At 48.7% G+C, this 11,469-nt stretch carries 10 protein-coding genes; 6 read left to right on the forward strand and 4 right to left on the reverse strand.

What is annotated here, in order from left to right; genetic code table 11:
* Window positions 1–35: 35 nt before the first annotated feature.
* Together ACOMG9_RS21175 and ACOMG9_RS21180 are read right to left on the reverse strand one after the other, a co-directional pair.
* Entirely contained in the window at window positions 36–332 is a 297-nt protein-coding gene (locus ACOMG9_RS21175) for a type II toxin-antitoxin system RelE/ParE family toxin (protein WP_448218360.1), read from the reverse strand.
* A complete protein-coding gene (locus ACOMG9_RS21180) occupies window positions 325–546 on the reverse strand; it encodes a TA system antitoxin ParD family protein (protein ID WP_448218361.1) in 222 nt (73 codons plus the stop codon). Before ACOMG9_RS21180 ends, ACOMG9_RS21175 begins: the two co-directional genes overlap by 8 nt.
* Window positions 547–822: 276 nt before the next feature.
* Between ACOMG9_RS21180 and ACOMG9_RS21185 the strand changes: the two genes are divergently transcribed.
* The 6 genes from ACOMG9_RS21185 to ACOMG9_RS21210 all read left to right on the forward strand — a co-directional run bounded on the left by ACOMG9_RS21185 (window position 823) and on the right by ACOMG9_RS21210 (window position 8,501).
* On the forward strand, window positions 823–1,128 hold the full coding sequence (locus ACOMG9_RS21185; protein WP_448218362.1) for a DUF1244 domain-containing protein: 306 nt from the start codon (window positions 823–825) through the stop codon (window positions 1,126–1,128).
* 114 nt (window positions 1,129–1,242) lie between these two features.
* On the forward strand, window positions 1,243–2,214 hold the full coding sequence (locus ACOMG9_RS21190) for an aldo/keto reductase (RefSeq protein WP_448218363.1): 972 nt from the start codon (window positions 1,243–1,245) through the stop codon (window positions 2,212–2,214).
* A 65-nt stretch (window positions 2,215–2,279) separates the two neighbouring features.
* Window positions 2,280–4,451: an ABC transporter substrate-binding protein gene (locus tag ACOMG9_RS21195; protein WP_494529368.1), complete on the forward strand. Its 2,172-nt coding sequence runs from the start codon at window positions 2,280–2,282 to the stop codon at window positions 4,449–4,451.
* Window positions 4,452–4,494: 43 nt separating this feature from the next.
* Window positions 4,495–5,472, forward strand: coding sequence for an ABC transporter permease (locus tag ACOMG9_RS21200; RefSeq protein ID WP_448218365.1), 978 nt, complete (start codon window positions 4,495–4,497; stop codon window positions 5,470–5,472).
* Window positions 5,473–5,482: 10 nt separating this feature from the next.
* Window positions 5,483–6,853 carry an ABC transporter permease gene (locus ACOMG9_RS21205; protein ID WP_448218366.1) on the forward strand — a complete coding sequence of 457 codons (1,371 nt, stop codon included), beginning with the start codon at window positions 5,483–5,485 and terminating at the stop codon, window positions 6,851–6,853.
* Window position 6,854: 1 nt separating this feature from the next.
* Window positions 6,855–8,501: an ABC transporter ATP-binding protein gene (locus ACOMG9_RS21210; protein ID WP_422135452.1), complete on the forward strand. Its 1,647-nt coding sequence runs from the start codon at window positions 6,855–6,857 to the stop codon at window positions 8,499–8,501.
* A 342-nt stretch (window positions 8,502–8,843) separates the two neighbouring features.
* Here ACOMG9_RS21210 and ACOMG9_RS21215 read toward each other — a convergent pair whose 3' ends face one another.
* Window positions 8,844–9,407 carry a hypothetical protein gene (locus ACOMG9_RS21215; protein WP_448218367.1) on the reverse strand — a complete coding sequence of 188 codons (564 nt, stop codon included), beginning with the start codon at window positions 9,405–9,407 and terminating at the stop codon, window positions 8,844–8,846.
* A 329-nt stretch (window positions 9,408–9,736) separates the two neighbouring features.
* Window positions 9,737–11,422, reverse strand: coding sequence for a ShlB/FhaC/HecB family hemolysin secretion/activation protein (locus tag ACOMG9_RS21220; protein WP_494529369.1), 1,686 nt, complete (start codon window positions 11,420–11,422; stop codon window positions 9,737–9,739).
* Window positions 11,423–11,469 lie beyond the last annotated feature (47 nt).

Here is an 11,469-nt window from a genome sequence, read left to right on the forward strand (position 1 = left end):
TTGCTAATATATAGCCAATATTTTTTTTAACCGCATCACTGGCGCTCATGCCGCTCAAGGTTCCGGTAGAAATTTTCATGGGAGCCAAAGGAGATCAGCTCCAGTACCAGCTTGCCGTCGTCAAAATAATAAGCCAGCAGGGTCAATTGTTTTGCCATTTTGAATTTATAAACCTGGAGGTGGCTCAGGACGCCTTTCTTCTTATCGCCAATATCGGGATTATTGGCTACGGCTCTGATAGCTGTATCAAGATCCGCTTTCTGGTTGGGCTTGAGTTTTTTCACGGCTCTTGCAAACCGGGCTGTCTGGAGTATCGTTTCTGCCTTAGCCAAAACGGTACTCCGAGACCAGTCCCTGTTTGCGCTCTTCTTCGGCTTCCAGAATATCTTCAATGAAATTAATGGGCAGATCAGGGTTTTCCTTGGCAATCTTGCCGAGGCAGGCCCAATATTCCACCTGTTTTGCCGCCGAGCGTTTTTTGACCTTGCCAACAAGGGTTGCAGCGGTCACCAGCTCTTCATCCAGTCGTAAGGGTGTGCTTGGCACGTTTCAAATCCTACTTTTTGTATCAAATTGCTACAAATATAGTTATATGCATCAAGCCTGTCAAAAGCCCTGACCCTTTTCGTGAAGTCACGAAAAGTGTGCTACCTCTGGTGGTTTAATTCAGGGATTGATTCCAAGCCAATCTTGCAGCTTAGAAATGCTGCAATGGTGCCGGAGCTGGTAGCAATAATCGGGAAGAAAGCCCCGAAGATTCTGGGGCTTTTTTATTGACCCACAATTTCTTACACTGCCTGACAACCTTATAAGGAAGATGTGATGAATACACAGATTGATCAGGAAACTCAGGACAAACTCGACGCAGCTACTTTTCGCCACCTGCTGAAGCACCTCGACGATAATAAAGAGGTGCAGAATATTGACCTGATGATTCTGGCGAACTTTTGTCGGAACTGCTTGGGCAAGTGGTACAAAACGGCTGCTGACGATCTGGGTGTTGAAGTGTCCGACAATGAAGCCAGAGAACGTATCTATGGCATGCCCTATTCCCAATGGAAAGAAAAGCATCAGCAGCCCGCATCGGAGGAACAGCTGGCCGCTTTTGAAGCCAGACAAAAGAAGTAGTGCTCTGAATACTGACTGAATACCCAACAAACAGCCATAGTAATGCCAACACAGCCATGAGTTTTTCCGAACAGCCTTGAGCTGTCCGAATAGTCCTTAAGAAGGGAGCTGAGTATGAATCGTTTCCCGCTTCAGATTCACATTCCTAAAGCCAGCCGACTGATTTATGGTTGTATGGGCCTGGGAGGTGAGTGGAACAATAATCCTATTTCCGATCACGACCACACTCTGGCCCATAATGCCGTGAATACAGCACTGGAGTGTGGCATTAACTTCTTTGACCATGCTGATATCTATACCATGGGCAAAGCAGAACAGGCATTCAGCAACGTTATTAAAGCGGAGCCAAAACTTCGCCAGGACCTGATCATCCAGTCCAAATGTGGCATTCGCTTTGCCGACGACGACAACCCCGGTCGATACGACCTTTCTCCCCAATGGATAGAGTTCAGTGTCAATGGCATTCTCGAAAGGCTGGGTACAGAGTATCTGGATATTCTTTTACTGCATCGCCCTGACCCGCTGATGGAACCCGATTTAATCGCCGAAGCGTTTACTCGCTTATACGACAGCGGAAAAGTACGACACTTTGGTGTTTCCAATATGAACCAGCATCAAATCGCCTACCTTCACTCCTGCATCGAACAACCTTTGATCGTCAACCAGTTGCCCATGAGTCTTGCCCGTTGTGACTTTGTGGAAGACGGGATACTGGTCGCCATGAGTGAGAGTGCCGACACTGGCTTTACGCCGGGAATGATTGATTACTGTCGTAAAAATAACGTTCAGCTTCAGGCTTGGGGCTGTCTGGATCAGGGACTGTTCATCGGAAAAGATACCAGTAAGGAACCAGCGGCCGTTCAGGCCACTGCAAAACAGGTTGCCGAGATGGCTGAAGACTATCAGACTTCCGGAGAAGCCATTGCTCTGGCCTGGCTGATGAGGCACCCGGCCAGCATCCAGCCTGTGATTGGCACAACGGATAAAGATCGTATTCGTGCATGCTCTCAGGCGATGGAAGTTCATCTAAGCAGGGAAGACTGGTACAAGCTTTATATCGCCTCCAGAGGGCAGTCTCTGCCTTGATTTGAAAATGACTCAGTAACTCTGACATCGACGAACAATTATTAGAAAACGGGGATGAAGTTATTATGAACCAGAAAGCAACCAGATATCTGGCTGCCACACTCATAGCTACCACTCAGCTGACGGGCTGTTCAGGTCCCTGGAATAATCCTCATCAGGAAAGTTCTGGTCATCAAAACCAGACTGTCTACTACACCAATTTTCAACTCCCACCCCAGCACTTTGATCCGGCTATTTCGTACAGCACTGATGAAAGTATGCTGATCGACCAGATCTACGAGCCTCCTCTTGGTTATCACTTTCTGAAAAGGCCTTATGAACTGCAACCTCTGGTGGCTGAATCCATGCCAGAGGTTCGTTTTCTTAACGCCAACCACGAGGAGACCACCTTTGATAGCCCTGACATTGCCTTCAGTCGATACACCATCACCCTCAGGGAAGGTATTGTTTATCAGCCTCACCCGGCGTTCGCCAAAAACGGTAAAGGCGATTACGTCTATCTCTTTAACGATGAAAGTGAAACCGTAAACTACAAAGCTCTTTCCGACTTTGGTCAAACAGCAACTCGGGGGCTGGACGCAGACGACTTTCTCTATCAGATCAAAAGGATTGCCGACCCTCACAATAAAGCACCCTTAATTGGCTTCCTTGCTCAGTATATAGACGGCATGAGTGAAGTGACCGAGGAATTAAAAACTGTTGAAAGAGACGGGTGGCTGGATCTTCGTGAATTCAAAATGAGGGGACTGGAAAGAGTTGATGAGCGGACTTTCTCTATTACTATAAAAGGCATCTACCCCCAGTTTTCTTACTGGCTGGCCATGCACTTTTTTGCACCTGTCCCCTGGGAGGCGGATCGCTTCTATAACAACCCCGGGTTCAAAGACAACAACCTGACTCTGGACTGGTATCCAGTCGGCACAGGTGCCTACATGATGACCAGAAATGACCCTAACAGGGAAATCATTCTGGAACGAAATCCTAACTTCAGGGATGATTTTTATCCCACTGAAGGAGCCCCCGGTGATAAAGAGGCAGGGTTGCTTGCTGATGCCGGAGCAAAGGTACCTTTCATAGATAAAGCCATTTTCAGCCTGGACAAAGAAGTTTTGCCTATGTGGACCAAATTCCTGCAGGGATATTACGATCGCTCAGGAGAAAACCACGGCAACGTCACCCAAAACTTTGACCAGGCCTTGACCATCGGCCCCGAGGGTGTAGAGCTTACCGACGAAATGCAAGACAGACAGATCACTCTGTCCCAGGATGTTAAGCCTGCGGTCTACTACATGGGCTTCAATATGCTGGACAATGTGGTGGGTGGTTACTCCCCGAAAAAGCAAAAGCTGCGTCAGGCCATCTCCATTGCCTGGAATTCTGAAGAATATATAGAAATATTCCGAAACGGCTCCGCCATTCCTTTCATGGGGCCCATTCCTCCCGGTATTGAAGGTTCTCTGAAAGCAGAGGCAGGCATCAATCCCTTCACCCACGACTGGAAAAATGGCAAGGCCGTTCGCAAAGACCTTGAATACGCCAAACAGCTTTTGGCTGAAGCGGGCTACCCCAATGGTCGTGATGCTGAAACAGGTGAGCCTTTGAAGCTCTATCTGGATGTCCAGGCCCAAGCCACCAGCAAAAGCCGTGAAGACTGGCAAAAACGCCAGCTCAAAAAACTCGGCATAGAGTTAGAACTCAGAGCGACAGACTGGAATCGCTATAAAGAGAAAATGAGCACAGGGAACCACCAAATGTTCTCCTATGGCTGGTTGGCCGATTACCCTGATCCCGAGAATTTTCTGTTCTTGCTCTATGGCCCTCAAAGCCCTGTCGCCTGTCAATGTGACGGCAACAACAATGCCAACTATAACAATCCTCGCTATAACAGGCTTTACAAGCAGATGAAGACCATGCAGCCCGGTCCTGAGCGAAATCGGTTAATCGCCGAAATGTTGGATCAGGTTCGCGCTGATGCTCCCTGGTTTACTGGCGAATACCCGAAAGAGTATTACCTGAATAACCAGTGGGTTTCTAATACCAAACGTCATGGCATCTCCAAGGCTACCCTTAAATACCTGAAGATCGATTCAGAAGTGAGAAAACAAAAACAGGCTGAATGGAACCAACCCAATCTTGTCCCTCTGGTGGCAGGCATGGGTGTTTTTGTCGCTTTGTTTATCCCTGCTATTCGCGCCTATAGACGACGCCAGAAGCTGGTCATAAATACCGACAGCTAATAAAAGGCTGAAGAATAATTTTCAGGTTTAAGGACGTTCTACCATGCTTGCTTATATTATCAGACGACTGATTTACGCCATTCCTATTCTTATTGGTGTCAATCTGATTACTTTTTTACTCTTCTTTGTGGTGAACAGCCCTGACGATATGGCACGAGCTCAGCTGGGGGATAAATACGTCACCGAGGAAGCCATTGAACTCTGGAAAGAGACGAATGGCTACCACCAGCCACTGTTTTTCAATCACGAAGAAGAAGGTCTGAAAGCACTGACAGAAACCATCTTTTTCAACAAATCCATCAGTCTCTTCAGCTTCGACTTTGGACGGTCGGAGAGCGGTCGGGATATTACCAGCGATGTTTCCCAGCGCGTGTGGCCCAGCGTCATGTTTGCCCTGCCAACACTGCTCATCGGACTCTGGGTCAATATCAGCATAGCCCTTTTAGTGGTTATGTTCCGCAATACCGGACTTGAGAAAGTGTTTGTGGTCTCTTTTGTTGGCTTGATGTCTGTCTCTTACCTGTTTTACATCATTGGTGGCCAGTATCTGGTCACCCGTTTGTGGAACCTGGTGCCTGTGTCGGGTTTCCAGCCCGGACTGGGTTCCTTCAGGTTTCTGATTCTTCCGGTTGTTATTGGTGTCATTGCCGGTACCGGAGCCGGAGCCCGACTCTACCGGACACTGTTCCTGGAGGAAGCGGATCAGGATTACGCCCGCACGGCCAGGGCAAAAGGGGTAAGCGAAGTCAGCGTCCTGTTCCGGCACATTCTGCCCAACACCATGATCCCGATTCTGACCAATATCGTGATTGTCATTCCAATGCTGTTTATGGGCAGCCTGGTGATGGAATCCTTCTTTGGCATCCCAGGCCTGGGCAGTTACATGATTGATGCCCTGAAATCCCAGGACTTCGCCATTGTCAGAACAATGGTGTTTATTGGCTCAGTACTCTACATCATAGGCCTGATTGCCACTGACATTTCATACACACTGGTCGATCCCCGTGTCAGGCTGAATTAGGAGAACATCCATGAAACCGGTTATTTTATGGAGTGATGCATTGCTGTTTATCCTACTGGCAGCCATGATCGCATTCATTGTCAGTATCATTCGCAACAACGAGAGTCGTGAACGCTGGAGCAGAGTTTTTCGTTCCCGACTGGGCATGTCCTGCTTTCTGATTATTCTTACCTACATTGTCATAGGTGTTCTGGATTCACTGCATTTTCGCAAGGCGATCGAACCTCTTGAAGGTCAGCATAAAAGTGACGTTTATTACTCCAGTCATATAAACAGTGTTCTGGATCTGGTGCTGGGCGAAATGGGGGAGGACAAGGAAAAAACCTATTCAGCCCCCTTCTCACTGAAATCATACTCCAAGGAAAATATGCAAGATGAACAAGGCAATACTTACCGGGATTATGCCAGCTTGAAACATGCAGGTAAGCATCTGGAATCCTCTGATGACAGGCTTGTGGATATTGCCCTGCAATCATTTCAGGCGCTTCTCACTGGCCTGTTGTTCAGCGCTCTTCTGATTGCTGCCCATGCCTATTGGATGAAAGGTAAAAACAGCATCTACCCGTGGAAAACGGCCTATATAACCCTGGCAATTATTATTTGCCTGCTCACCTGGATGATTCACATCGGCTGCCTTTATCACATCCTGGGCACAGATAAAGCAGGTAACGATGTTCTCTACAAATGCCTCAAAGGTATTCGCACCGCCATGTTGATTGGCACTCTGGCTACTCTGATCATGATGCCTATTGCCATTTCCCTTGGAATAGCCGCTGGTTATTTCAAAGGCTGGGTAGACGACATTATTCAGTATTTGTATACCACTCTCAGTTCTATTCCGGGTCTTCTGTTGATTGCAGCCTCCGCTCTGCTGTTCCAGATATGGATTGACCTGAACCCTGATTACTTTAGTACCGGACTCGAAAAAGGTGATGCCAAATTCATCGGCCTATGCTTTATTCTCGGAGTCACCAGCTGGGCCACCCTCTGTCGTCTGCTCAGAGCGGAAACCTTGAAAATCAGTCAACTTGACTATGTCCAGGCTGCCCATGCTTTCGGCGTCAGTCATGCCAGAATCATCAGCAAACACATTCTGCCCAATGTTACCCATATCATTCTGATCATATTTGTTCTCGACTTCAGTGGTCTGGTAATGGCCGAGGCAGTGCTTGCCTACATCGGTGTGGGAGTCGACTCTTCAATGCACAGCTGGGGTAATATGATCAGCACTGGCAGCGCAGAACTCAGTCGGGTACCCGCCGTCTGGTGGAACCTTGCAGGCGCTTTTACCCTGATGTTTGTTCTGGTGCTGGCAGCCAACCTTTTCTCGGACCTCGTCAGTGACGCCTTTAACCCCAAAACCCATTTGGAGGCTGCCTGATATGAGCATTACAGAATCCTCAGGGGAGAACATGGCCAAAACGGCCGAGAGCAAAGAACCGGCACTGCAGGTATCCAATCTTAATGTTGTCCTCAGACATGAACCCGATACCCGGATTCTAAAAGGCGTCAGTTTCCAACTGAACAAGGGTGAAGTCTTTGCATTGGTTGGCGAGTCAGGCAGTGGCAAGTCGGTAACATCGTTGTCAATCATGCGTCTGCTGCCCGATGCTCTGAAAATCACTCAGGGAATAATCCGGCAAGATGATACCAACCTGTTTGCCCTGACCGAGCAGGAAATGGGCTCCGTTCGTGGTAAAAAGATCGCCATGATCTTTCAGGATGCATTGACCTCTTTGAATCCGGTTCAAAAAGTGGGTGACCAGATTGCAGAAACCCTGAAAATACACACCAATCTGACCGGTGACGAGATCAGAAAACGCACTGTCCAACTGTTTGAAGAAGTCGGCCTTCCTGACCCGGATAAACGTGTAGACTGGTATCCCCACCAGATGTCCGGAGGTCAGCAGCAGCGGGTTATGATTGCTATGGCTCTGGCCTGTGAGCCGGATATTCTGCTGGCGGATGAGCCCACCACCGCCCTGGATGTCACCATTCAGAAGCAGATTCTGGAGCTGGTAAAAGCATTAACCATTAGCCGTGACCTGGCGGTATTGTTGATTACCCATGATATGGGCGTAGTTCGTGAAACCGCTGATCGTGTTGGTGTTATGTATCAGGGTGAGATCATTGAGGAAGGCAGCTGTGATGATTTCTTTGAGAATCCTCGTGAAGAATACAGCCGTCGTCTGATTAACAGCCTGCCTGACATGGACGCTTACCGGCCTCAGACCCATCCCACTCCCTTGTTGAAGGTAGATAATCTGGAAGTTCACTTTCCCATTCGTAAGGGAATCCTCCAGAGAGTTCACGATTACACCAAAGCGGTTAATGGCATCAGCTTCTCCATCGCCAAAGGTGAAACGCTGGCCCTGGTAGGCGAATCGGGTTGTGGCAAATCCACCACTGGTCGTGCCATTCTTAACCTGGAAAAAGCGACCGGTGGTGAGATCTGGTACAACCACCGGAAAATTCACGCGCTTTCCCGCAGGGAAATGTTGCCCCTTCGCAAAAAAATCCAGGTCATCTTCCAAAGCCCTTATTCTTCCATGAACCCACGTATGACGGTGGGTGACATTATCGAAGAAGGTATGATTAGCCTGCAGATGGGTCTGAGCAAAGCTGAAAGGGAGCAACGTGTTGAATCGCTTTTAAAGAGGGTCCAGCTGGAGCCTGAGCACCGCTATCGCTATCCCCACGAGTTCTCTGGTGGTCAGCGTCAGCGCATAGCCATCGCCCGGGCGCTTGCGGTTGAACCTGACCTGATCATTTGTGATGAACCTACCAGCGCACTGGATGTATCTATCCGCTCAGAAGTCATGGATTTGTTGCTGGAGTTGCAAAGAGAGCTGCAAGTCTCGTACCTGTTTATAACTCACGATCTTTCAATCATTCCTCATCTCGCTCACCGGGTCGCGGTGATGAAGGGAGGCAAAATCGTCGAACAGGGCCATACCGAAGATGTAATGACCAGACCTCAGCATGATTACACTCGTAAGCTGCTCAGCGCTGTTCCGGAAGTGCGTTAAGCGCCATTCCCCGCCCATCACGCTTAGTTATGGGCGAGCAGCCTGTCGGACTTAAGACTGTCCTACTCGGCAACTGCTCCTGTGTTGCTCTAGCTCCTGCATCCATGCAGTCGTGCGGTTGCAATAAATTGGTCTAAAAATCTCTGTTTCTTCGTCAAATAGCTCGCTATTCTCCTCAGAAACAGAGATTTTTATCCTCAATTTCTTGCAATCCTCGCTACGGACGCTTAAGTCCGACAGGCTGCGAGGGTTCTGGCTCGTTATGCATCCGTGAAGATAATCAGGCTCTACACCCTGAAGAAATGAACCCGATAGTGAAAAACTGTCCGGAATGTTTGAGACTCAAAGTTCATTATTCTGAGGCTCGTTTTGAGCTATCGGGGACAGAGTTATAACCACATCACTGCTATCTGAGAAAGGTACTCTCTCAAAGCAAGTGGGAGACCAGTTACTCTCCCTGTTTGTTTTCACTGGACCGTAATCCCTTCCATCCACTGACAGTGTAATCATATACGGCTGCTCATCAGGATAATAAAATATGCCACCTGCAAAAACAGAGAAAGTATAGGTGGGCTTATAAACATCGGGACTATCAAGGGACCAGGCCACAGTCCCCTTGGGATACCTGGCATCAGTGGGATGAAGGTCATTGTTCACATTCTGGAGACTGATACTGGTACTGATGGGAAGATAAACACCAGACTTAATAAAACTGTCCAAAGTGGCCTTCAAGCCACCCACCTTCCTGAAATATCTAAAAGCATTATGTTGAAAACCTGCAGCTATTGCACTAAAGCCATAGCCTAACCCCACCGTTTCATCTCTGAATGTCACTTCTGCTGCCGATGCTGTGGACAGGAAACCGGAAAGGAGTAAACCAACAGGAATAGCCATTAAAACTTTCATAACTAAAAAAGCCTCTTCTGATGTTATAACCCGGGAATATCATGAAGCTGCTTTAACCAGACCAAGGTCACATAAAAAATTCCAGTCACCATTTATCCATCTGTAGAAAAACAAACGAACGTCACCAGTCGGATTTTTACCAGCTCACTCGACACTAACGTGTCGTCAATCAGATAGCAGAAGAAAGAGAAGTACTTCGCTTTATCAGATTCCCGAATTAACCCAACGCTCAAGTATAGATACTCATTTCCATCACTGCTTTTTTTACTGTGACTCCCTCTTATTATTTAGGGAGGCGTCCTGGCAACCTGTTTGATGATCAAAGCATCTCAATCCCAGCTGGTCAGACTAAACCGCGCATAAACCCGAAAGTCATTCCCTGAGACACCCACCGGCTCAAGCGTCTGGGCGGCGCTGATTTCCAGAGCGCCCCATTCGGCAGAGACTTTTGTCCCCAGGCCAGCGGAGGTGAGTTTTTCGTGGGAACCGGGCATCCTTGTCTCGCCATGATCAAGAAAGACAAAAGGTTCGATTGCGCTCTGTCGATAGGACAGGCCAGAGTAGTGCAGCTCTGTCTGCTGACGCCAGCCTTTGTCGCCGGTCACAGCACTGTTGTTATAGCCTCGAATGCTGTACAACCCTCCGAGAGCAAAGCCAAGGCTCGAAGACAGAGTTGCTTCACTGGCCCACTGAGCCTCCCATGAAGACAGCACATAGAGTGGCGAGTCAAAGTTGTAGATCAGTGTCAGGCTCGGGTTCAACAAACTCAGGTACCGCACATCATCATTCAGAATGGACTTGCTGCGCAGTCTGCTGAACAGCAGTCGGCCATTAACCTGCCAGTTGTCGTCCAGCAGATTCAATTCCTGCCCGAACTGCAGCTGATCATTACGGTAGTTCGACAAAGGTTCATCCGCAACAGCGTTTTCCGAACGGGTACTGCTGGCTGAAAAAAGCAGGTTCAGCCAGCCATCAATGTCGGACCAGAACAGGTAACTGGCATCCAGGGTGTAACGTGTCGTGTCACCTGTAACGTCGACATCAACTGTTGTGATTTCGAGCTCGCTGTCGGTGTACTGGAAACTGCCTCCCAGTCTCCAGCCCTCTTCGCCCAAGACCAGGTTGTAGCTGGCGCTGAATGACTTGAGTCCATCAGACGTCAGACCATAGCCCAATAATTTGTCGCCGTGGCTGAACACCGACGTTTTCTGGTAGAGCAGACTCAACTGCTCTTCTCCGGCGTTTTCAGTGCCGTGGTTATCAAAATAGAGCGACGCTCCTTCTTCCGATTCAGGAATCTGAACAACGACATCGGTCAATCCAAACGCCTGACCGGCCTTAAGCTCTGACTGCAATCTCTGGCCGTGAACCCGGTTATAAAACAGGATATCCCGCTCCAGCGCTTCGACATCGATGGAGTCTTTCTGCCAGTCTGTATTGATCCACTTCTGAAAATACTCTCTGTCATCCTCTTCTACTTCGCCAGCAAAAACGAGTTCACCAAAGCGACCTTCTACCAGTCTGATACTGACCAGCCCATTCTCTATTTTCTGTTCCGGAAACACTGCAGCAGCTGTGTAAATGCCTTTGCTCTTGTAGAGTGTATTGACAGCTCCAAGCAGGGTTTGCAGATCCTGATAATTGACCTCTTTGCCCAGCCAGGGCTCCGCCAGCGACTGCAATTCCTCTCGGGACAGGTGTCTGGATTCTGTGAAGCGAATGCCCTGCAAAAGAAGCATTGGACCACCGCTTTCCTGAACCGCTTCCGGCTCCTGATCCTTCTTCACAGTTGGCGTCTTTTTTCTCAGTTCAGGCTCAACCAGGCGCTCTTTCTGCTTCTCAATGTCTCTGCTGAGATTTCCCGAAGGATCTGGCAGCGGTAGTTGTGTGGCCAAAGTGACCGTTGATTGCAGCCAGAGACTGCATAAAGCCAGCCCGGCTGCATTCAACGAGAAATGGAATTTAGAGAAAAGTCGCTTTCTGCAAGCATTATTTTTCTTGTTATACGCGTCCAAGTACATCTACTCCCAGGCCTGCCCATCACTGGACAGGCCAATTACAC

It is taken from the genome of Endozoicomonas sp. PH6C (assembly GCF_059322965.1).